At 61.3% G+C, this 22154-nt stretch carries 18 protein-coding genes and 2 tRNA genes; 4 read left to right on the top strand and 16 right to left on the bottom strand.

The window, feature by feature from the left end; translation table 11 throughout:
* The first annotated feature begins 72 nt into the window (after positions 1–72).
* From acs to GYA95_RS27365, 3 genes are all read left to right on the top strand, one after another.
* On the top strand, positions 73–2007 hold the full coding sequence (acs, locus tag GYA95_RS27375) for an acetate--CoA ligase (RefSeq protein ID WP_015271850.1): 1935 nt from the start codon (positions 73–75) through the stop codon (positions 2005–2007).
* A gap of 42 nt (positions 2008–2049) precedes the next feature.
* On the top strand, positions 2050–2919 hold the full coding sequence (locus tag GYA95_RS27370) for an oxygenase MpaB family protein (protein WP_015271851.1): 870 nt from the start codon (positions 2050–2052) through the stop codon (positions 2917–2919).
* A gap of 78 nt (positions 2920–2997) precedes the next feature.
* Complete coding sequence (locus tag GYA95_RS27365) at positions 2998–5934, top strand: DUF748 domain-containing protein (protein ID WP_015271852.1); 2937 nt, start codon at positions 2998–3000, stop codon at positions 5932–5934.
* Between the two features lie 121 nt (positions 5935–6055).
* Here GYA95_RS27365 and GYA95_RS27360 read toward each other — a convergent pair whose 3' ends face one another.
* Entirely contained in the window at positions 6056–6469 is a 414-nt protein-coding gene (locus tag GYA95_RS27360) for a VOC family protein (RefSeq protein ID WP_010955354.1), read from the bottom strand.
* A 60-nt stretch (positions 6470–6529) separates the two neighbouring features.
* Between GYA95_RS27360 and GYA95_RS27355 the strand changes: the two genes are divergently transcribed.
* Positions 6530–6832, top strand: coding sequence for a putative quinol monooxygenase (locus GYA95_RS27355; RefSeq protein WP_015271853.1), 303 nt, complete (start codon positions 6530–6532; stop codon positions 6830–6832).
* A 78-nt stretch (positions 6833–6910) separates the two neighbouring features.
* Here GYA95_RS27355 and GYA95_RS27350 read toward each other — a convergent pair whose 3' ends face one another.
* From GYA95_RS27350 to ftsH, 15 genes are all read right to left on the bottom strand, one after another.
* Entirely contained in the window at positions 6911–7261 is a 351-nt protein-coding gene (locus GYA95_RS27350; RefSeq protein WP_013974282.1) for a BON domain-containing protein, read from the bottom strand.
* 264 nt (positions 7262–7525) lie between these two features.
* A complete protein-coding gene (gene pnp / locus GYA95_RS27345; RefSeq protein ID WP_015271854.1) occupies positions 7526–9631 on the bottom strand; it encodes a polyribonucleotide nucleotidyltransferase in 2106 nt (701 codons plus the stop codon).
* A gap of 250 nt (positions 9632–9881) precedes the next feature.
* Positions 9882–10151 carry a 30S ribosomal protein S15 gene (gene rpsO / locus GYA95_RS27340; protein WP_003249971.1) on the bottom strand — a complete coding sequence of 90 codons (270 nt, stop codon included), beginning with the start codon at positions 10149–10151 and terminating at the stop codon, positions 9882–9884.
* Positions 10152–10298: 147 nt separating this feature from the next.
* Positions 10299–11216 carry a tRNA pseudouridine(55) synthase TruB gene (gene truB / locus GYA95_RS27335; protein WP_013974284.1) on the bottom strand — a complete coding sequence of 306 codons (918 nt, stop codon included), beginning with the start codon at positions 11214–11216 and terminating at the stop codon, positions 10299–10301.
* 3 nt (positions 11217–11219) lie between these two features.
* A complete protein-coding gene (gene rbfA / locus GYA95_RS27330) occupies positions 11220–11618 on the bottom strand; it encodes a 30S ribosome-binding factor RbfA (RefSeq protein ID WP_015271855.1) in 399 nt (132 codons plus the stop codon).
* 116 nt (positions 11619–11734) lie between these two features.
* Positions 11735–14275: a translation initiation factor IF-2 gene (infB, locus tag GYA95_RS27325; RefSeq protein ID WP_015271856.1), complete on the bottom strand. Its 2541-nt coding sequence runs from the start codon at positions 14273–14275 to the stop codon at positions 11735–11737.
* Positions 14276–14302: 27 nt separating this feature from the next.
* On the bottom strand, positions 14303–15784 hold the full coding sequence (nusA, locus tag GYA95_RS27320; protein ID WP_003258062.1) for a transcription termination factor NusA: 1482 nt from the start codon (positions 15782–15784) through the stop codon (positions 14303–14305).
* A gap of 59 nt (positions 15785–15843) precedes the next feature.
* The gene (gene rimP / locus GYA95_RS27315; protein WP_003249960.1) at positions 15844–16302 is read right to left on the bottom strand and encodes a ribosome maturation factor RimP; all 459 of its coding nucleotides are present in this window, start codon (positions 16300–16302) and stop codon (positions 15844–15846) included.
* 130 nt (positions 16303–16432) lie between these two features.
* A tRNA-Met gene (locus tag GYA95_RS27310) sits at positions 16433–16509 on the bottom strand.
* A gap of 100 nt (positions 16510–16609) precedes the next feature.
* Positions 16610–16695 (bottom strand) — tRNA-Leu (locus GYA95_RS27305).
* A gap of 21 nt (positions 16696–16716) precedes the next feature.
* Positions 16717–17115 carry a preprotein translocase subunit SecG gene (secG, locus tag GYA95_RS27300; protein ID WP_015271857.1) on the bottom strand — a complete coding sequence of 133 codons (399 nt, stop codon included), beginning with the start codon at positions 17113–17115 and terminating at the stop codon, positions 16717–16719.
* A gap of 4 nt (positions 17116–17119) precedes the next feature.
* The gene (gene tpiA, locus GYA95_RS27295) at positions 17120–17875 is read right to left on the bottom strand and encodes a triose-phosphate isomerase (protein ID WP_015271858.1); all 756 of its coding nucleotides are present in this window, start codon (positions 17873–17875) and stop codon (positions 17120–17122) included.
* 65 nt (positions 17876–17940) lie between these two features.
* Positions 17941–19281: a phosphoglucosamine mutase gene (gene glmM / locus GYA95_RS27290; protein WP_015271859.1), complete on the bottom strand. Its 1341-nt coding sequence runs from the start codon at positions 19279–19281 to the stop codon at positions 17941–17943.
* A gap of 16 nt (positions 19282–19297) precedes the next feature.
* Positions 19298–20149 (bottom strand): dihydropteroate synthase, encoded by an 852-nt coding sequence (gene folP, locus GYA95_RS27285; RefSeq protein WP_015271860.1) that lies wholly within the window; start codon positions 20147–20149, stop codon positions 19298–19300.
* An 8-nt stretch (positions 20150–20157) separates the two neighbouring features.
* The gene (gene ftsH, locus GYA95_RS27280; protein WP_015271861.1) at positions 20158–22062 is read right to left on the bottom strand and encodes an ATP-dependent zinc metalloprotease FtsH; all 1905 of its coding nucleotides are present in this window, start codon (positions 22060–22062) and stop codon (positions 20158–20160) included.
* Between the last annotated feature and the right edge of the window lie 92 nt (positions 22063–22154).

The following is a 22154-nucleotide window of genomic DNA, read 5'->3' as shown; positions in this document are numbered from 1 at the left end:
ACCTCTGGCTACACTGTCCTATCGAATAGCCGTTGCAGTCCATCGCCCCTTACAAGAGCAGGACCACCCGCCATGTTCGATATCCGCAACTACCCTCAGGCCCTGGCCGTCAGCCAGTCCGCCGCCCTAACCCCCGACGAGTACCGCCGCCTCTACCGCCAGTCGGTGGATGACCCCGACACCTTCTGGGCCGAACAGGCCAAGCGCCTGGACTGGATCAAGCCCTGGTCGAGCGTGCAGCAATGCGACCTGAAGACCGGCAGCGCCCGCTGGTTCGACGGCGCCCAGCTCAACGTCAGCTACAACTGCATCGACCGCCACCTGGCCCGACGCGGCGAACAGACTGCCCTGCTGTGGGAAGGCGACGATCCCAAGGATTCCAAGGCCATTACCTACTGCGAACTGCACCGCCAGGTCTGCCGCCTGGCCAATGCGCTGAAAGCACGCGGGGTAAAGAAAGGCGACCGGGTGTGCATCTACATGCCGATGATCCCCGAGGCCGCCTTCGCCATGCTTGCCTGCACCCGCATCGGTGCCATCCACTCGGTGGTGTTCGGCGGCTTCTCGCCAGATGCCCTGCGCGACCGTATCCTCGATGCCGACTGCCGTACGGTGATCACTGCCGATGAAGGCGTGCGCGGCGGCAAACGCATCCCGCTGAAACAGAACGTCGACAAGGCCCTGACCAGCTGCCCTGCGGTCAGCAGCGTATTTGTGGTGCGCCGCACCGGCGGCGATGTCGTCTGGGCCGAAGGCCGTGACTTCTGGTACCACGAGGCAACGGAAAAGGCCGGCGACGACTGCAGTCCCGAGCCGATGGGTGCCGAAGACCCGCTGTTCATCCTCTACACCTCCGGCAGCACCGGCAAACCCAAAGGCGTGCTGCACACTACCGGCGGCTACCTGCTGCAGGCCACCCTCACCTTCAAGGTGGTGTTCGACTACCGTGACGGCGAGGTGTTCTGGTGCACCGCCGATGTCGGCTGGGTCACCGGCCACAGCTACATCGTCTATGGTCCGCTGGCCAATGGCGCGATCTCGCTGATGTTCGAAGGCGTGCCCAACTACCCGGACACCTCGCGCTTCTGGCAAGTGGTGGACAAACACAAGGTGAACATCTTCTACACCGCCCCGACCGCCCTGCGCGCGCTGATGCGCGAAGGCTCCGCGCCGCTGCAGAGTACTTCACGCCAGAGCCTGCGCCTGCTGGGCAGCGTCGGCGAGCCGATCAACCCCGAAGCCTGGGAGTGGTATTTCGAAGAAGTCGGGCAAAAGCGCTGCCCCATCGTCGATACCTGGTGGCAGACCGAAACCGGCGGCATCATGCTTACCCCGTTGCCCGGCTCGCAGTCGCTCAAGCCCGGCTGTGCCACCCAGCCCATGTTCGGCGTGCAACCAGTGCTGCTGGACGAAAAGGGCAAGCTCATCGAAGGCCCCGGTGCCGGCTTGCTGGTGATCAAGGCCAGCTGGCCCGGGCAGATCCGTAGCGTCTATGGCGACCATCAGCGCATGGTCGACACCTACTTCAAGCCGATGCCCGGCTATTACTTCACCGGCGACGGTGCCCGCCGCGATGCCGATGGAGACTACTGGATCACCGGGCGTATCGATGACGTGATCAACGTTTCCGGTCACCGTATCGGTACCGCCGAAGTGGAAAGCGCGCTGGTGCTGCATGACAGCGTTGCCGAAGCGGCGGTGGTCGGTTACCCCCACGACCTCAAAGGCCAAGGCGTTTACGCCTTCGTCACACCGATGAATGGCGTAACGCCGGACGACGCGCTCAAGGCCGAGCTACTGGCCTTGGTCAGCAAGGAAATCGGCAGTTTCGCCAAACCCGAGCTGATCCAGTGGGCTCCGGCGCTGCCCAAGACACGCTCAGGCAAGATCATGCGGCGTATACTGCGCAAGATCGCTTGCAACGAACTCGACAACCTGGGCGATACCTCGACCCTGGCCGACCCCAGCGTGGTGCAGGGCCTGATCGACAAACGCCTCAACCAGTAACCGGCGGCCGTTGCCCATGGCCGCCCTGAACCACAGGTCGCCATGGAAGCCCTTCGCCGCCGCATCGAAACCCAGGTCATGAGCCTTACCGGGCTGGCCCTCGGCCAGCTCGACCTGGAATCGCCCAAGGGCGACCCCGGGCTGTTCGGCCCGCACAGCATCAGCTGGCGGGTACATGGCGACTTCCCGAGCATGCTGGTCGGTGGCATCAGTGCCCTCATGCTGCAGTTGCTGCACCCGCTGGCCCTGGCCGGGGTGTGGGACCATTCCAACTTCCGTGAAGACCTGCTCGGCCGCCTGCGCCGTACCAGCCAATTCATCTCCGGCACCACCTTCGGCGCCACCCGCGATGCCGAGTGGCTGATCGACAAGGTGCGCACCATCCACCTGCAGGTAACCGGCACCGCGCCGGATGGCCGCCCGTATGCGGCCAGCGACCCGGACCTGCTGACCTGGGTGCACGTGGCGGAAGTCAGCAGCTTTCTCGCCGCCCACCTGCGTTACCGCAACCCGCAACTAGCGCGCGCCGAGCAGGATGCCTACTACGCAGAGATCGCATTGATTGCCGAGCGCCTTGGCGCCCGCGACGTGCCGCGCTCGTGCCAGCAGGTCGAGGACTATCTGCAGCGCATGCGCCCCCAGTTGCACTGCGACGCACGCAGCCATGAGGTGGTCGGCATCCTGCTCGATGCCCCCGCCCCCAGCCGCCTGGCACAGCCGGTGGGCAAGCTGATGCTGCACGCCGGCATCGACCTGCTGCCGGGCTGGGCCCAGACCATGCTCGGGCTACAGCACGGTCCGTTGCAGCGGCGCATGATCCGCCTGGGCCTGCAACGCACCGCGCCAGTACTGCGCTGGGCGATGCGCGACGGCTCAGCGCACCGGGCCAAACGGCGCATGGGCATCGAATGAGGTCAACTGGTCGCCTCAGCGGAACTGATTTAACGTGCCATACTCCAAGCTCTCCTGCTTAGACAGACGAAGCGACACATGTACAAAGGATTGACTCGCGCCGCTGGCGCACTGCTGGCCCTGGTAGCCCTCTACAGCCTTCTTGGCTTTTTCGTTCTCCCCGGTGTCGCGCTGCGCATCGCCAACCAACAGTTGGCCCAATACGCAACCGTGCCTGCCCACCTCGAACGGATCGAACTCAACCCCTTCAGCCTCGAACTGACACTGTGGGGCCTGCAGATCGGCGAGCCTGGCAAGGAGCAGGTCGGCTTCGACCGGCTGTACGCCAACCTTTCGCTCGACAGCCTGTGGAGCGGTGCCCTGCACATGGATGCAGTGGAACTGGTCAAACCGCGCAACGAAGTGCTGTTCGCCAAGGACGGTACTCTCAACCTGACCCGCCTGTTCAAACTGCCAGCCAGCGAAGCCAAGCCTGACGAGCCACCCAGCGACCCGTTCCCGCTACGCATCGGCAGCATCAAGCTCAGCGATGGCTACCTGCACTTCGAGGACCTGCGCCCGAGCGAGCCGATCGAGTTCCTCTACGACAACATGAACCTGGAGCTGAAAAACCTCAGCACCCTGCCCAACGACAATGCCGACATGACCCTGGTGGCCATCGGCCCCAACGGCGGGCGCATCGACTGGAAAGGCACCCTTAGCCTGGCGCCAATCGCCTCTGAAGGCACACTGAAGATCACCGAAGGCAAGATGAAGGCATTCTGGCCCTATGTGCGCGATGCCGTGCCACTGGTGCTGGAAGACGGCGTGGTCAGCCTCGACACCCACTACAAGCTCAACCTCGCCAAGCAGACCGAACTGTTGCTGGACAACGCGTCGGTGCGCATCGCCCCCTTTGCCATCAAGGCCCCGGATGGCCGCCCGCTGGCACGCCTGGCCAGCCTGGAAGTAAGCGAAACCTCGGTCGACCTGGTCAAGCAGCTGGTCACCGTGGGCAAGATCCGCAGCGAAAAACTGGAAACCTGGGCCGCGCTGGAAAAGGACGGCCAGCTCGACTGGCAGAAACTGTTCGCCAGCCAGCCGGCCAAGGCTACGCCGAAGGAAAAGGCCGAACCGGCCGCCGCCGAGCCCACGCCCGAACAGCAAGCCGCCAAGGAGCCGAGCAAACCCTGGCAGGTGCTGCTCAAGGACGTGCAACTGCGTAACTACCTGGTGCACCTGGCGGACCGTACTCAGAAGGAGCCGGTGGCCCTCGACGTCGGCCCGCTCAACGCCGACCTGCAAGGTTTCGACAGTCTCAACAAGTCGCCCTTCAACCTCAAGCTCGATACCGGCGTGGGCAAGCAAGGCAAGCTTCAGGCGGCCGGCCAGGTCAACCTGGCGCCCATCTGGGCCAAGCTGGACGTGAGCACCCGCGATATCGACCTGCGAGTGGCCCAGGCCTATATCAGCCCGTTCATCCTGCTGGAGCTGCGCAGCGGCATGCTCGCCAGCGACCTCAAGGTCGACCTGAAGAACACCTCACCACTGGCCTTCAGTGTTGCCGGCAAGGCACAGGTCAGCCAGCTGCACACCCTCGACACCATCAAGAGCCGTGACTTCGTCAAATGGCAACAGGTGAACGTCGACGGCCTGTCCTACGTGCACGGCGATGCGCTGTCGATCGACAAAGTGACCCTGCTGCAACCCTATGCGCGTTTCATCATCAACGAAGACCGCACGACCAACATCAACGACCTGCTGATCCCGCAGCCGGCCGGCGCCCCGGCGACCAGCCAGGCCAAGCCGGCCTCCGCCGGCAACGACAAGCCGCTGGGCATCCACATCGGCCAGATCGACCTCAACGACGGCTCGGCCAACTTCGCCGACCTGTCCCTCACCCCCAACTTCGCCACGGCCATCCAGCAGCTGAACGGTCGAATCGGCACCATCGACAACCGCAAGCCTGTGCCGGCCAAGGTCGACGTCAAGGGCAAGGTCGACCGCTACGCGCCGGTCACCATCAAAGGCGCCCTCAACCCGTTCAACCCGCTGGCCAGCCTGGACATCGCCACCAGCTTCAAGCGGGTCGAGCTGACCACACTCACCCCCTACTCCGGCAAGTTCGCCGGCTTCCGTATCCGCAAAGGCCGGCTCAACCTCGACCTGCATTACCTGATCACCAATGGCCAGCTGAAGGCCGAGAACAAGGTGGTGGTTGAGCAGTTGCAGTTGGGCGAGAAGGTCGACAGCCCGGACGCAGTGGACCTCCCTATCCGCCTGGCGGTGGCACTGCTGAAGGATACAGAAGGCAAGATCTCGATCGAGCTGCCGGTATCCGGAGACCTCAACAACCCGCAGTTCAGCGTGATGCCGATCGTCTGGCAAACCCTGCGCAACCTGGTGTTGCGTGCGGCGCAGGCGCCGTTCAAGTTCATTGGCGGGCTGGTTGCCGGCGGTGGCTCGGAAGATCTGGGCAATGTGTCCTTCGCCCCGGGCTCCAGCGAGCTTAGTGGCGACGCCCAGGCATCGCTGGACAAATTGGCGTCGGCCCTGAAGGAACGCCCGGAGCTGCGCCTGGAAATCGAAGGCACCAGCGCCCAGGCCAGCGACGGCCCGCTGATCGCCCAGCAGCGCCTGGAGCGTGAGTACCAGGCCACCTGGTACAAGATCCTGCAGCGCCGCGGTGACAAGGTGCCGGCCAATGCCTCGATGCTGGTGGTCGACGACAGCGAAAAACCGGCGATGCTCGAAGGCATCTACCGTAACCGCCTGAAGCAACAGCCGCCTGCGGAATGGGAGCAACTGGGCCGCGACGAGCGCACCGCCAAGCTGCGCGAGGCGGTGATCAAGTCCTGGGCCGAAAGTACTGCGCTGCTGCGCACACTTGGCCAGGAGCGGGCCAGCAGCATCAAGGATTACCTGGTGGACAAAGGCCAGCTGGAAGATGACCGGGTGTACTTCATCGATACCAGTCTGGGCCAGGCCGAGAGCGATGGTCGGGTGGTGACGCCGATGCATCTGGATGCCGAATAACTTCTACTAGCAGGTCTGGCCTCTTCGCGGGCTTGCCCGCTCCCACTGGTACTGCACAGGCCTTGAACTGTGTACGGTCCCTGTGGGAGCGGGCAAGCCCGCGAAGAGGCCGGTACAGGCTTCACACCAACCGCTGCCCCGACACCGCCGGGTGGTACAACGGCTGCACCTTGTTCCCTGCCGGGTCCAGCAGGTGGAAGCTGCGCGCCCCGTCACCATGGTTGAACGGCCGGTCCAGCAGGGTCACGCCATGGGCCTTGAAATACTGGTACCAGGCCTCCAGCTCCTCCACGCTATCGACGATGAACCCATAGTGGTCCAGGGTCTGCAAACCATTGGCCGCCCCCGCCCCGCGCCCCAGCGACAGGTTGTCGTTACCACAAGTGAGATACACCAGGTCTTCGTTGGCGCGGTTCAGCACCTCCATGCCCAGCACATCGACGTAGAAGCGTTCGCACTCCTCCAGGTTGGGCACCAACAAGGCAATATGGCGCAGGCCGTTCAAGCGACCAGGGCGTGCAGGCAATTCGGACATTGGCGAAGCTCCATTTTTGTATACAATTTACAGTAGAATTTAAAACAAAAGGAGAGCCTTGTGTATAGCCTGTTCATCAAGACCCGAGTGAAGCCCGGTTGCGCAGAGGATTTTCTCAATGCGATCAAGGTCAATGCCGCAGCCTCAGTCGCCACTGAACCTGGTTGCCTGGCATTCGATGTGTCGCAAGACCGGGTCGACCCGGAGTTGATCTACCTCTACGAGATCTACCGCGACGATGCAGCCTATGAAGCGCATACCCAAACCGCGCACTTTCGCGATAGCCGGCCATTGGTCGAGCCGCTGATCGTCGAGCAAGAATGCTTCGAGAGCGATGTGATCGCGCGTAACCCGGTGTACTAGCCGCCAATGAAAAGCCCCGGCAAATAGCCGGGGCTCGGAGCGAAGGTGGCCAAATCCGTTTGGCCGACGGGACATTCCTTATTCGGCTTTCAGGCCGTCAGACATAACGCTTTTCACGCCTTTGATGTTCTTGGTGATGCGTACTGCTTCTTCTTTCTGGGATTGAGTGATCGCCACGTCAGACGACAGCGAGACGACGCCTTGGCTGGTCTCGACTTTGATGTCGCTGCCTGGAATACCTTTTTCAGTCAGCAGGTCCGCTTTCACCTTGGTAGTGATCCAGGTGTCGGAACCTTCCTGCTTGGCGTTATCCACGGTGTTGGCAGCCAACATGACTGGAGCCTGGGTTGGCTCCGCAGCGAATGCGCCGTTAGCCATGGTCAGGGTCAGGGCGGTAGCAGTAGCGGCAGCAATGGCGAACTTCTTCATGTGAGTCACTCCTGTTTTTTCGAAAGGTCTGCGCCGTATGTCCTGGCGTCAGATATGGAGGTAGCTGCATGCGCTGTGCCAGCTTTTCCGTCTCGCTTGTTTCCTTTTAAATCAACAAGTTAGCCAAATTTAGATTTGGCCGATGTCGTGCATTCTGCAATCCGCACGATAAAACTGCTTGCAAGATGCAAGTCCGCAAAAGGTTCCGTACAGCCATAAAAAAAGGCCCCTTGCGGGGCCTTTCTTTCTACTACGAGGCAATCATCAGACGCCCGAGGCCTTGGCCGCGGCAACGTCTTTGATCGACAGCTTGATACGGCCGCGGTTGTCCACGTCCAGTACCAGTACTTCGACTTCCTGGCCTTCTTTCAGGATGTCGGTGACTTTCTCGACGCGAGCATCGCTCAGCATGGAGATGTGCACCAGGCCGTCCTTGCCAGGCAGGATGTTTACGAACGCACCGAAGTCGACGATGCGCTCGACCTTGCCGACGTAGATCTTGCCAATCTCGGCTTCGGCGGTAATGCCCAGGATGCGTTGCTTGGCAGCATCTGCCGCTTCCTTGGTTTCGCCGAAGATCTTGATCGAGCCATCGTCTTCGATGTCGATCGAAGCCTTGGTCTCTTCGCAGATGGCGCGAATGGTGGCGCCGCCTTTACCGATGACGTCACGGATCTTGTCGGTGTCGATCTTCATCGCGATCATGGTCGGGGCGTTGGCCGACAGCTCGCTACGCGACTGGGCGATGATCTGGTTCATCTGGCCGAGGATATTCAGGCGCGCTTCCAGGGCCTGGCCCAGGGCGATCTCCATGATCTCTTCGGTGATACCGTTGATCTTGATGTCCATCTGCAGCGCGGTAACACCCTTGGCGGTACCGGCTACCTTGAAGTCCATGTCGCCCAGGTGGTCTTCGTCACCCAGGATGTCGGTCAGGACGGCGAACTTGTCACCTTCCTTGACCAGGCCCATGGCGATACCGGCAACCGGTGCCTTCATCGGTACACCAGCGTCCATCAGGGCCAGGGAAGCACCACAGACCGAAGCCATGGAGCTGGAACCGTTGGATTCGGTGATTTCCGATACCACGCGGATGGTGTACGGGAACTCGCTGTCGCTCGGCAGCATGGCCTGCACGCCACGACGGGCCAGACGGCCGTGGCCGATTTCACGACGGCCAGCGCCGCCCATGCGGCCGCACTCACCCACCGAGAATGGCGGGAAGTTGTAGTGCAGCATGAACGGGTCTTTTTTCTCGCCTTCCAGGGTGTCCAGCAGCTGGGCGTCACGGGCAGTACCCAGGGTCGCAACGACCAGGGCCTGGGTTTCGCCACGGGTGAACAGCGCCGAACCGTGAGTCTTCGGCAATACGCCGACTTCGATGTTCAGCGGGCGCACGGTGCGGGTGTCACGACCGTCGATACGCGGTTTGCCGTTGACGATGTTCTCACGGACGGTGCGGTATTCCAGCTCGCCGAAGATTTCCTTGATGGCGCTGGCGGACGGGCCGGTCTCTTCGTTGCTCAGACGGGCAACAGCCTCGTCGCGCAGCTGGCCCAGGCGGTTGTAGCGGTCAGCCTTCTGAATGATGGTGTAGGCCTGCGAAACGGCTTCGCCGAACTCGGCGCGTACCAGGTTCATCAGCTCGACGTTGGCCGGGGCTGGCTGCCAGTCCCAGGTCGGCTTGCCGGCTTCGGCAGCCAGTTCCTTGACGGCCTGGATCACGGCCTGGAATTCGTCGTGGGCGAACAGCACGGCGCCCAGCATCTGGTCTTCGGTCAGCTCTTTGGCTTCCGACTCAACCATCAGTACAGCCGATTCGGTACCGGCAACGACCATGTCCAGGCTCGAGGCAGCCAGTTGCTCGTAGGTCGGGTTCAGCAGGTAGCCGGTGCTTTCGTGGAAGGCAACGCGAGCGGCGCCGATCGGGCCTTCGAACGGAATGCCGGAGATGGCCAGGGCGGCCGAGGTACCGATCATCGCAGCGATGTCCGGGTCGGTCTTCTTGCTGGTGGAAACCACGGTGCAGACAACCTGCACTTCGTTCATGAAGCCTTCCGGGAACAGCGGACGGATCGGACGGTCGATCAGGCGCGAGGTCAGGGTCTCTTTCTCGGAAGGACGGCCTTCACGCTTGAAGAAGCCACCCGGGATCTTGCCGGCGGCGTAGGTCTTTTCCTGGTAGTGGACCGACAGCGGGAAGAAGCCCTTGCCTGGATCGGCCTGTTTGGCACCGACCACGGTCACCAGCACGGTGACGTCGTTGTCGACGGTAACCAGCACGGCGCCGGTTGCCTGACGGGCAATACGGCCCGTTTCGAGAGTAACGGTCGACTGACCGAACTGGAATGTCTTGATTACCGGGTTCACGGTTTCCTACCTTTTTTCAGTGGCTCTGGGGGAACTGGTTTCTTGCGAATTCTTGGGCAGAACGGGGAATCGGCCCCATTGACCGTCCAGATACAACACGAGGCTGGGAGCCTGGCACCAAGCGGAAAATCCGCTCAGCATTGCCAGGCTGCCAACCTCGGAGATACGCGTGGCGTGTCCAACGGCAGCACTGCAAAACAGCCCTGCCGAAGCCTGCGACACGCCATGCACACCACTGGCCAAGCCGCTATTAGCGACGCAGACCCAGGCGACCGATCAGGGCGCTGTAACGAGTGGTGTCTTTGCCCTTCAGGTAGTCCAGCAGCTTACGACGCTGGTTGACCATACGGATCAGACCACGACGGGAGTGGTGGTCTTTGTCGTTGGCCTTGAAGTGGCCTTGCAGCTTGTTGATGTTGGCGGTCAGCAGAGCAACCTGCACTTCCGGGCTACCGGTATCGCCGGCGGCTTGCTGGTATTCGGCAACGATCTGAGCTTTTTCTTCAACGCTGAGGGCCATTTGGCTTCTCCTGATAACGGATCCCGCATGCGGGGTCCAATAGGCCAGGGACAAATCCCTGTATTAATAAAAAAGGTGTGACCGTGCCTACTGACAGCCACCCTTGGTGCCGTGGGGCCTGGCAATTGCCCGACCCCGCGGTTTCGGTCATTCCGACCGAATCAGTCGACGCGGCGCAATGCGCCCGTCTTCGCTCACTTCACCGATACCGATGAAGCGCGCGTTGTGATCCTGTACCCGGACCATGCCAAATTGCGGCGCGTCCGGCGCGCGTACCGCCTGCCCATGCAGCCAGTAAAACGCACTGTGCTCGGACAGGCACACCAGTGGCCAGTCCTGCAGGCCGCTGTCCGAAGGCATCAGGAAGCGGTCGAGCGCTTCGTTGCCACCTTCGGCGTGGGCCTGTTCGAGTTCCTCGAGGGTGACCGTCTGTGCCAGCGCGAAAGGCCCGGCCTGGGTCCTGCGCAGCTCGGCGACATAGGCGCCGCAGCCAAGGGCCTCACCGATATCCTCCACCAGGGTGCGGATATAGGTGCCTTTGCTGCATCCTACGCTCAGCCGTGCACGGGTGCCTTCGCACTCGAGCAACTCCAAGCGGCCAATTGTAACAGAACGCGCCTCGCGCTCCACTACCTCTCCTGCACGTGCCAGCTTGTAAAGCGGCTGGCCATCACGCTTGAGCGCCGAGTACATCGGCGGTATCTGGCTGATCTGGCCACGAAAACGCGGCAGCAGGGCCTCGATGTCGGCGCGACCAACGGTCACCTCACGGGTCTGCAGCACTTCACCTTCGGCATCGCCGGTGTTGGTAGTCTGCCCCATCTGCATGACCGTTTCGTAGCCCTTGTCGGAATCGAGCAGGTACTGCGAAAACTTGGTCGCTTCGCCAAAGCACAGCGGCAGCACGCCGGTTGCCAGCGGATCGAGGCTGCCGGTGTGCCCGGCCTTTTCCGCATTGAGCAGCCAGCGCACCTTTTGCAGGGCGGCGTTGGAGGTGAAGCCCAGCGGCTTGTCGAGCAGGATGATGCCGCTGACGTTGCGGCGGATACGTTTGACCTGGGCCACCGCTTACTCCTCGGCGTCCAGCTTGTCGCCATCCTTGTGCAGACGGTCTTCGGCGACCGCGCGCTCGATCAGTGCCGACAGGTGGGCACCACGGCTGACGCTTTCGTCGAAGTGGAAATGCAGTTGCGGCACGCTGCGCAGTTGCATCACACGGCCCAGGTGCAGGCGCAGGAAGCTCGCGGCGCTGGTCAGGGCCTTGAGGGTCTGCGGTACGGCGTCGGCGCCGTCCTGGCCCATCACGGTGATGAACACCTTGGCGTGGCCAAGATCACGGCTGACATCGACGGCCGTGATGGTCACCAGGCCGACGCGCGGGTCTTTGACTTCACGGCGGATCAGCTCCGACAGCTCGCGCTGCATCTGGTCGCCGATGCGTTGGGTACGGCTATATTCTTTTGCCATTCTTGCTACCTGTAACTTAAAGCGGCAAACGCCCGGTCAGGCTGAAGCCTGACCGGGCGCTACCTACTGAGGCACTGCCCACCGCCCTGCGGCGGGGGCTGGCGCCCTGCTCACCCTTAAAGGGTACGAGCAACCTGGACTTTCTCGAAGACTTCGATCTTGTCGCCGACCTTGACGTCGTTGTAGCTCTTCACGCCAATACCGCACTCCATGCCGTTACGCACTTCGGAGGCGTCGTCCTTGAAGCGACGCAGCGACTCCAGTTCGCCTTCGAAGATCACAACGTCTTCGCGCAGTACGCGGATCGGACGGTTGCGGTACACGGTACCCTCGATGACCATACAGCCAGCGATGGCGCCGAACTTCGGCGAACGGAACACGTCACGTACTTCGGCGACACCCAGGATGTTCTCGCGAACATCGCTGCCGAGCATGCCGGTCAGGGCCTTCTTGACGTCTTCGATGATGTCGTAGATCACGTTGTAGTAACGCATATCCAGACCTTCCTGCTCGACGATCTTGCGCGCGCCGGCGTCGGCACGCACGTTGAAGCCGAACAGTACTGCATTCGAAGCCAGCGCCAGGTTGGCGTCGCTTTCGGTGATACCACCGACGCCGCCACCGATCACGCGCACCTGAACTTCGTCGTTGCCCAGGCCCGACAGCGAACCCTGCAGTGCTTCCAGGGAACCACGCACGTCGGTCTTGAGGACGATGTTGAGGGTCTTCTTCTCTTCCTGACCCATGGTCTCGAAGATGTTTTCCAGCTTGCCAGCGTGAGCACGGGCCAGCTTGACCTCGCGGTACTTGCCTTGACGGAACAGGGCAACTTCACGAGCCTTCTTCTCGTCGGCAACCACGGACAGCTCGTCACCGGCTTCCGGGGTACCGTCAAGGCCGAGGATTTCGACCGGGATCGACGGGCCGGCTTCCTTCACAGGCTTGCCGTTCTCGTCGAGCATGGCGCGCACGCGGCCATAGTTGGAACCGCACAGGACCATGTCGCCCTGACGCAGGGTACCGTCCTGAACCAGGATGGTCGCCACCGGGCCACGGCCCTTGTCCAGGCGAGATTCGACAACCACACCACGACCTGGAGCGGTCGGGGTAGCGGTCAGTTCCAAGATCTCGGCCTGCAGCAGGACAGCCTCGAGCAGTTCGTCGACGCCGGTACCCATCTTGGCCGAAACCTTGACGAACGGAGTATCACCACCCCAGTCCTCGGAGGTCACGCCTTCGACAGCAAGCTCGTTGCGGATGCGATCGATATCGGCACCCGGCTTGTCGATCTTGTTCACTGCAACCACCAGCGGAACGCCAGCTGCCTTGGCATGCTGAACGGCTTCGCGGGTTTGCGGCATCACGCCGTCGTCCGCTGCCACCACCAGGATGACGATGTCGGTAGCCTTGGCACCACGGGCACGCATTGCGGTGAACGCAGCGTGGCCTGGGGTATCGAGGAAGGTGACCATGCCGCGGTCGGTTTCCACGTGGTAGGCACCGATGTGCTGGGTAATACCACCGGCTTCGCCAGCGGCAACCTTGGCACGACGGATGTAGTCGAGCAGCGAGGTCTTACCGTGGTCAACGTGACCCATGACGGTAACGACCGGCGCACGCGATTCGACTTCACCTTCGAACTTCAGCGATTCGGCCAGGGAGTCTTCCAGGGCGGTATCGCTGACGAGGGTCACTTTGTGGCCCAGTTCTTCGGCGACCAGCTGAGCGGTTTCCTGGTCGAGCACCTGGTTGATGGTGACCGGGGTACCCAGCTTGAACATGAACTTGACCACTTCAGCGGCCTTGACCGACATCTGTTGGGCCAGTTCCGAGACGGTGATGGTCTCGCCGATGGTCACGTCACGGATGACTGGACCGGTCGGGTTCTGGAAGCCGTGCTGGTTGCGCTTCTTCAGCTTGCTCTTGCCACCGCGGCCACGGCGTACGCCATCGCTCTCTTCATCGGTGGTGCGCGGTGCGGCGCGAGGAGTCGGAGCCTTTTCCTTCTCCTTGACCTTGACCTTGATCGACACGCGCGGGGCCTCGCCACGACGCTCGCCACCACGACGGTCTTCGTCACGGGTGCGGCCTTCGTTGCGACGGGCTTCGTCCTTCTTGCGCTCGGCAGCACGGGCTGCGGCGTCTTCGGACGCCGGGGCGTCGGCAACTACCGGGGCCGGGGCAGCGGCAGGTGCCGCCTCTGGCTTGGCGGCAGGCGCAGGGGCTGCAGCAGCGGTTTCGGCGGCCTGACGGCGAGCCTGCTCTTCGTTGCGCTGGCGAACTTCGGCCTCGACCTTGTCGCGAGCGGCGTTTTCAGCCGCGCGGCGCTCTTCCAGCTCACGCTTCTGCTCAGCCTGGATTTCTTCCGGGCTGCGCTGCACGAATACTTTCTTCTTGCGTACTTCTACGCTGATGCTCTTGCTACCGGCGACACGCAGGGTGCTGGTGGTTTTGCGCTGCAAGGTAATCTTGCGCGGCTCTTCCGCCTTGCTCTTGTGGCTGCTCTTCAAATGAGTCAGCAAGGTCTGCTTCTCATTGTCGGTCACTACCTGACCGGCGTCGGTGTGCGGCAGACCTGCCTCACGCATCTGCTGCAGCAGGCGCTCTACCGGTGCCTCGACCTCTTGGGCCAGTTCTTTCACCGTGACTTGCGTCATGCACTTCTCTCCTCAGGCCGCGCCTAATTACTCGAACCAGTGGGCTCGGGCGGCCATGATCAACTTGCCGGCACGCTCTTCGTCGATGCCGTCGATGTCGAGCAGATCGTCGATCGACTGCTCGGCCAGGTCTTCGCGGTTAACCACGCCGCGCACCGCCAGTTCCGCCGCCAGGTCCTTGTCCATACCCTCGAGGGAGAGCAGGTCGTCAGCCGGATGGGCGTCTGCCAGTTTTTCTTCGGTAGCGATGGCCTTGGTCAACAAACGGTCCTTGGCTCGAGCGCGGAGCTCGTTGACGATATCTTCGTCAAAGCCATCGATGTTGAGCATTTCTTCCAACGGTACGTAGGCAATTTCTTCGAGGCTGGTGAAGCCTTCGTCGACCAGCACTTGGGCCAGCTCCTCGTCGACTTCCAGTTCATCGATGAAATTGCGCAGGATGTCACCGGTTTCGGCCTGCTGCTTGGCCTGGATGTCCTTCTCGGTCATCACGTTCAGGGTCCAGCCGGTCAGCTGACTGGCCAGGCGAACGTTCTGACCGCCACGACCAATGGCCTGGGCCAGGTTGTCCTCGGCAACGGCGATGTCCATGGCATGGGCATCTTCATCAACGATGATCGCCGCGACTTCAGCCGGCGACATGGCGTTGATGACGAACTGCGCCGGGTTATCGTCCCACAGGACGATATCCACACGCTCACCACCCAACTCCCCGGATACGGCCTGGACGCGCGAACCACGCATGCCGATACAGGCGCCTTGCGGGTCGATGCGCTTGTCCTTGGAGCGGACGGCGATCTTGGCTCGCGAACCCGGATCACGGGATGCAGCCATGACTTCGATGAGGCCCTCGGCAATTTCCGGCACTTCGATGCGGAAAAGCTCGATCAGCATCTGTGGCGCGGTGCGCGACAGGATCAGCTGTGGGCCACGGTTCTCGGTGCGAATTTCCTTGAGCAGCGCACGCAGGCGCACGCCAACACGGAAGGTCTCGCGCGGAATGATGTCTTCGCGGGCCAGCAGGGCCTCGGCGTTGTTGCCCAGGTCAACGATGACGTTGTCGCGGGTAACCTTTTTGACGGTACCGGAGATGATCTCGCCAACGCGCTCGCGGTAGGCATCGACCACCTGGGCACGCTCGGCCTCACGGACCTTCTGCACGATGACCTGCTTGGCGGTCTGGGCGGCAATACGACCGAATTCGATGGACTCGATCTTCTCTTCGATCACGTCACCAACCTTGGCTTCAGGGTGGGTTTCGTGAATCTTGCTCAACCAGGTCTCGATCGCCGGATCATCAAGATCGGCTTCGTCGACCACGGTCCAGCGACGGAAGGTCTCGTAGCTACCGGTGTGGCGGTTGATTTCCACACGCAGGTCGACTTCGTCTTCAAAACGTTTTTTGGTTGCAGTGGCCAGTGCCACTTCCAGCGCTTCGAAAATGACGCCGGGCGGTACACCTTTTTCGTTGGATACCGATTCAACAACCAGCAGTACTTCTTTGCTCATCGTACGCCTCGCCTTGCGCAAGCCATTGGGCCCGGATAGTCCGCCGGGCCCGGCACGTCTCAGTCAAAACTGGGAATAATATTGGCCTTGTCGATCGAGTCGATCGGCAACAGGAATTCTTGATTGTCCACCTGGACCACCACATCCTGCTCCTCCACACCGCGGAGAAGGCCCTGGAAGTTACGACGACCCTCGAAGGGTGAGCGCAGCTTGATCTTCACTTGTTCGCCGGCATGCGAGGCAAACTGTTCCAGAGTGAACAGTGGGCGATCCATGCCTGGAGAAGACACCTCGAGGGTGTATTCACTGCTGATCGGATCTTCCACATCGAGAATTGCGCTGGCCTGACGGCTGACCGCTTCGCAGTCGTCCACCAGGATGCCGCCTTCCTTGTCGATGTAGATGCGCAGTACCGAATGCTTACCCTGGGAAACGTATTCGATCCCCCAGCATTGATAGCCCAGACCCTCGACAACCGGGGCCAACAAGGCCTGCAACTGTTCTAGCTTGCTCGACACCTGAACCCCCTCGTGCATGCTGTGCAAATAAAAAATGGGCGAAGCGCCCATCCCTGAAAGCGCCGTTGGACAACGACGCCGAAAACTGTTCGGTTAGCAAAAAGCCCCTGAAAAGGGGCTCCGCTGAAGCTGGTTGCGGGGGCTGGATTTGAACCAACGACCTTCGGGTTATGAGCCCGACGAGCTACCAAGCTGCTCCACCCCGCGACAAAGCTGGGGCAAAAGTATAAGACCGAACCCTCTTGAGGGTCAAATCCGAACCTTCACCTGCAAGAAAGCCCGCTAAAGCGGGCTCTCAAGCTTTAATTGGTACCGAGAAGGGGACTCGAACCCCTACACCCTATGGGCACAACCACCTCAAGGTTGCGTGTCTACCAATTCCACCACCTCGGCAATACTACTACTTGAAACCCGTTACTTCTGCTCTTGTGCCGGAGGAGGTACATCACCCGTGTTAGGAGTGGTTTCGCTCTTCTGCTGCTGGAGCACCGGTACATCATCATTAACTGCCGGTTTCTGCGGCTCTTTCACTTCTAGCACTGCTGGATCTGGAAGACCTGCTTGGCTAAGCTGGTGAGCTTGTTGCTTCGCGAAGTATCCTAACCCAAGTGCTGTCAAAAAGAAAGTGGCAGCGAGTATAGCAGTTAATTTACTCAGAAACGTTGCAGAACCCTGGCTCCCGAACACGGTATTTGAAGCACCCGCGCCGAAAGATGCACCTGCTTCCGCACCTTTACCCTGTTGCAACAGAACCAGCACTACAAGCGACAGCGCTGCCAACAGATGAAAAACAACGATGACTGTTTCCAGCATTTGTTCAGTTTCCTGCGGCGCGACAAATTGCACCGAATTCGTCTGCGTTCAGGGAAGCTCCACCAATGAGCCCCCCATCGATATCCGGCATGCCGAACAGTTCGGCCGCATTGGCCGCCTTCACGCTGCCGCCGTAGAGCAACTGCACCTTCGCAGCCACTTCAGCATCTTTTGCCGCCAACTGGCTACGGATGGCTGCGTGCACATCCTGGGCCTGCTGTGGCGTGGCCGTAAGGCCGGTACCGATGGCCCATACAGGCTCATAGGCAATTACTGCATTGGCAAAAGCCTTAACACCGAATGCCTCGATGATACTGCTTAGTTGACGCCCGACAACTTCGAGCGTTTTGCCAGCCTCGCGCTCTTCAAGGGTTTCCCCGATGCAAAGCACTGGCTTCAAACCTTTGGCCTGGGCCGCTGCAAACTTGCGATTGAGCACTTCGTCGGTTTCACCAATGACCTGGCGACGCTCCGAATGACCAATCAACACCAACTTGCAGCCTGCTTCAACCAGCTGTTCCGGAGCAACTTCTCCGGTCAGCGCACCCTGTTCGGGTTGTACTGCAGAATTCTGTGCGCCGACAGTAATTTCCTTACCTGCCAGACCATCGATCACTTGATTGATGAACAAGGCCGGTGGAAATACAACGACTTCCACTCCGCTCGGCAAGGCCAGATTTCTCAAGCCTTCGGTCAGCTCAGCGACGCTAGCGCGGGTACCGTGCATCTTCCAGTTACCAGCTACCATAGGGCGACGCATGCTTTACCTCGTCGGTCAAAGTGGGCGCAGATAGTACCCAACCCTATCTGCGCTGGCAAGCGCCTTCAGACACAAACTTCGCCGACCAGTTTGGCCAACGCTTCTGCGTGCGCACGCACCTGGCTTTCGTCCTCGCCCTCGACCATCACCCGCACCAACGGCTCGGTACCGGATTTTCGCAGCAGCACGCGGCCGCGGCCTGCCAAGGCCTCGGTCACCTTGGCACTGGCTTCGTTGACCGCCGGGTGCTCCAGCGGGTCGACCTTGCTGGCGCCATAGCGCACGTTGATAAGCACCTGCGGGCACTTGCGCAGGGCCTGACGAGCCTGGGCCAGGGTTTCGCCACGGCGCTTGAGTGCCATCAGCACCTGCAGCGCAGCGATGATCGCGTCACCAGTGGTGGTGTGATTGCAGCACACGACGTGACCGGAGTTTTCACCACCGACCAGCCACTCACGCTCCAGCAACTCAGCCATGACGTAACGGTCACCGACCTTGGCCCGCACGAACGGGATATCCAGTTCCTTCAGCGCAAGCTCCAGGCCCAGGTTGCTCATCAGCGTGCCCACCACCCCGCCCTGCAGCTTGCCACGCTCCTGCAGGTCGCGAGCAATGATGAACAGCAGTTCGTCACCATCAACGATGGCGCCGGTGTGGTCGACCATCAGCACGCGGTCGCCATCACCGTCAAAGGCAATGCCCAGGTCGGCATGGCCTACCAGCACTGCTGCCTGAAGCGATTCGATGTGAGTCGAGCCGCAGCCTTCGTTGATGTTAAGGCCGTCTGGCTGGGCATGCAGCACGGTCACTTCGGCACCCAGCTCGCGGAAAACGCTTGGCGCGACCTTGTAGGTGGCACCGTGGGCGCAATCGACAACCAGCTTGAGGCCGTCGAAGCTGGTGCTGGTCGGCACACTGCTCTTGCAGAACTCGATGTAGCGGCCGGCTGCATCGTTGATGCGCGAAACCTTGCCCAGCTTGCCCGACTCGACAACGGTCATCGGCTGATCGAGCAATTCCTCGATCATCAACTCGACTTCGTCCGGTAGCTTGGTCCCTTGGCCCGAGAAGAACTTGATGCCATTGTCATCGTGCGGGTTGTGCGAGGCGCTGATGACGATGCCGGCTTCGGCGTGGAAGGTACGCGTCAGGTAGGCGATGGCCGGCGTAGGCATCGGCCCGAGCAGCATCACATCGGCACCTGCCGCGGACAGGCCGGCTTCGAGTGCGGACTCGAACATGTAGCCGGAGATACGCGTGTCCTTGCCAACCAGAACTCGGCAGTGGCCTTGCTTGCGGAAGGCCATGCCGGCCGCCCAGCCAAGCTTCAGCATGAAGTCAGGCGTGATCGGGTATTCGCCGACGCGGCCACGAATGCCGTCGGTACCAAAGTATTTTCTGCTCATAGGGACTCCAATGTTCTTATTCGGCGTTTTGCACCGCAGCGATCATGCGCACCACATCAACGGTTTCGGCCACGTCATGGACACGAAGGATGCTCGCCCCCTTGGTCATGGCCAACGCCGCCAGCGCAAGGCTGCCATACAACCGCTCGCCAACCGGACGTTCCAGCGTCAGGCCGATCATGCTCTTGCGTGAAACACCCACCAGCAGCGGGCGCCCAAGGCGATAGAGCGCTTCCATGTGCTTGAACAGGCTCAGATTGTGCGACAGTGTCTTGGCGAAACCGAAGCCCGGATCAAGGATGATTCTGTTTGCGTCGATGCCCGCCGCGGCGCAGGCGACCATTCGCTGTTCAAGGTAGCGCGTAACGTCGGCGGTCACATCTTCGTAATGCGGGTCGTCCTGCATGTTACCCGGCTCGCCACGCATGTGCATGAGGCACACCGGCAGGCCGGTATCCGCGGCTGCGTCCAGGGCGCCATCGCGCTCCAGGGCACGCACGTCGTTGATCAACCCTGCACCGAGGCGTGCCGATTCACGCATGACGGCTGGCGTGGAGGTATCGACCGAGATGACCACATCGAGGCGGCTGTTGATCGCCTCGACCATGGGAGCTACCCGCTCCAGCTCCTCGGTCACCGATACCGCGCGCGCACCCGGCCGCGTGGACTCTCCGCCGATGTCGATCAGCGTGGCACCTGCGGCAACCATAGCTTCGGCATGACGCAACGCCTCATCACGCTGGTTGAAGCGCCCGCCATCGGAGAAGGAATCAGGGGTGATATTGAGAATACCCATGACATGGGTACGCGACAAATCAAGAACCCGGTTGCCGCAAGGCAACCGGGTCGGGTACTGCACTGAGCTCATAGATGCCCTTAGTGTTGAGCCGCTGGACCGCCGATCGGCGATTCCGGGCGATCACCCTGGGCAGCTGGTTTGCCCGAAGCCGAGTCATCATCCCAGTCGCGCGGTTCGCGGGGGGTACGGCCAGCCATGATATCGTCAATCTGCTCGGCGTCGATGGTCTCGTACTTCATCAGCGCTTCGGCCATGGCATCGAGCTTGTCACGGTTGTCGGTGAGCAGCTGCTTGGCCGTGGCGTAGCACTGGTCGATGATGCTGCGCACTTCCGAGTCGATCAGCTTGGCGGTTTCGCCGGAAACGCTGGCGTGCTGGCTCGCAGCACTGCGACCCAGGAACACCTCACCTTCTTCCTCGGCGTACATCAGCGGCCCGAGTTTTTCGGAAAGGCCCCACTTGGTCACCATGTTGCGGGCGATCTGGCTGGCACGCATGATGTCGTTGGACGCACCGGTAGTGACGCCGTCGAAGCCCAAGGTCATTTCCTCGGCGATACGGCCGCCGTACAGCGAGCAGATCTGGCTGATCAGTGCGCGCTTGGACAGGCTGTAGCGGTCTTCTTCCGGCAGGAACATGGTCACGCCCAAGGCACGGCCACGCGGAATGATCGAAACCTTGTAGACCGGATCGTGCTCAGGCACCAGGCGACCGACAATGGCGTGGCCAGCCTCGTGGTAGGCAGTGTTCTGCTTTTCTTTCTCGGACATGACCATGGTCTTGCGCTCGGCGCCCATCATGATCTTGTCCTTGGCCAGTTCGAACTCTTTCATTTCGACCAGGCGCTTGTTGGCGCGCGCGGCAAACAGCGAGGCCTCGTTGACCAGGTTGGCCAGGTCCGCACCGGAGAAGCCAGGGGTACCACGGGCAATGACCGCCGGGTTGACGTTCTCGCCGACCGGCACCTTGCGCATGTGTACCTTGAGGATCTGTTCACGACCACGAATGTCCGGCAGGCCCACCACTACCTGACGGTCGAAGCGGCCGGGGCGCAGCAGCGCCGGGTCGAGCACGTCCGGACGGTTGGTAGCGGCGATGACGATGATGCCATCGTTCATCTCGAAGCCGTCCATCTCCACCAGCAACTGGTTGAGGGTTTGCTCACGTTCGTCGTGACCGCCACCCATGCCTGCGCCACGGTGCCGACCAACGGCGTCGATCTCGTCGATGAAGATGATGCACGGGGCGTGTTTCTTGGCCTGTTCGAACATGTCGCGCACACGGCTGGCACCGACACCGACGAACATTTCCACGAAGTCCGAACCGGAAATGGTGAAGAATGGCACCTTCGCTTCGCCGGCGATGGCCTTGGCAAGCAAGGTCTTACCGGTACCGGGCGGGCCGACCATCAGCACGCCGCGCGGGATACGACCGCCCAGGCGCTGGAACTTGCCCGGGTCGCGCAGGAACTCGACCAGCTCGCCGACTTCTTCCTTGGCTTCGTCGCAACCTGCAACGTCGGCCAGGGTGGTCTTGACCTGGTCTTCAGACAACAGGCGCGCCTTGCTCTTGCCGAAGCTCATCGGCCCGCCCTTGCCCCCCGCTCCGCCCTGCATCTGGCGCATGAAGAACATGAACACGGCGATGATCACCAGGATCGGGAAGCTCGCTACCAGCAGCTGTGTCCAGATGCTCTGCTGCTCAGGCTGCTTGCCTTCGATGATGACGTGATTGTCGACCAGGTCGCCAATCAGGCCGTTGTCGGTAATGGCCGGACGCACGGTCTTGAAATTGTCGCCATCGGCGCGCTTGCCGGTGATGATGTAGCCGTCGACGGTCACACGCTCGACCTTGCCATCCTTGACCTGCTGGATGAAGTCGGAATAGTTGAGGGTCTGCGGCTCGTTAGGGCTGGAGAAGTTGTTCATCACTGTCACCAGGACAGCTGCGATGATCAACCACAGGATCAGATTCTTTGCCATGTCGTTCAATTCGCTACCCTCTGAGGTCGGCGCACGACGCAGCCGTTCCTCGCATGATATTCATCGCCCTAACTTACTACATTACCTACGCA

Source organism: Pseudomonas asiatica (genome assembly GCF_009932335.1).
In the GTDB taxonomy this organism is placed as follows: Bacteria; Pseudomonadota; Gammaproteobacteria; order Pseudomonadales; family Pseudomonadaceae; genus Aquipseudomonas; species Aquipseudomonas asiatica.
Note: the sequence above shows the minus strand (reverse complement) of the source record. Positions and strands in the feature narration are given on the sequence as shown.

Coding starts and splice junctions, on each gene's coding strand:
- infB (WP_015271856.1), bottom strand. CDS start 14,275: ATGACGCAAGTCACGGTGAAAGAACTGGCCCAAGAGGTCGAGGCACCG.
- glmM (WP_015271859.1), bottom strand. CDS start 19,281: ATGAGCAGAAAATACTTTGGTACCGACGGCATTCGTGGCCGCGTCGGC.
- tpiA (WP_015271858.1), bottom strand. CDS start 17,875: ATGCGTCGCCCTATGGTAGCTGGTAACTGGAAGATGCACGGTACCCGC.
- rbfA (WP_015271855.1), bottom strand. CDS start 11,618: ATGGCAAAAGAATATAGCCGTACCCAACGCATCGGCGACCAGATGCAG.
- ftsH (WP_015271861.1), bottom strand. CDS start 22,062: ATGGCAAAGAATCTGATCCTGTGGTTGATCATCGCAGCTGTCCTGGTG.
- nusA (WP_003258062.1), bottom strand. CDS start 15,784: ATGAGCAAAGAAGTACTGCTGGTTGTTGAATCGGTATCCAACGAAAAA.
- GYA95_RS27370 (WP_015271851.1), top strand. CDS start 2,050: ATGGAAGCCCTTCGCCGCCGCATCGAAACCCAGGTCATGAGCCTTACC.
- GYA95_RS27365 (WP_015271852.1), top strand. CDS start 2,998: ATGTACAAAGGATTGACTCGCGCCGCTGGCGCACTGCTGGCCCTGGTA.
- GYA95_RS27350 (WP_013974282.1), bottom strand. CDS start 7,261: ATGAAGAAGTTCGCCATTGCTGCCGCTACTGCTACCGCCCTGACCCTG.
- GYA95_RS27360 (WP_010955354.1), bottom strand. CDS start 6,469: ATGTCCGAATTGCCTGCACGCCCTGGTCGCTTGAACGGCCTGCGCCAT.
- acs (WP_015271850.1), top strand. CDS start 73: ATGTTCGATATCCGCAACTACCCTCAGGCCCTGGCCGTCAGCCAGTCC.
- folP (WP_015271860.1), bottom strand. CDS start 20,149: ATGAGCTCAGTGCAGTACCCGACCCGGTTGCCTTGCGGCAACCGGGTT.
- secG (WP_015271857.1), bottom strand. CDS start 17,115: ATGCTGGAAACAGTCATCGTTGTTTTTCATCTGTTGGCAGCGCTGTCG.
- rpsO (WP_003249971.1), bottom strand. CDS start 10,151: ATGGCCCTCAGCGTTGAAGAAAAAGCTCAGATCGTTGCCGAATACCAG.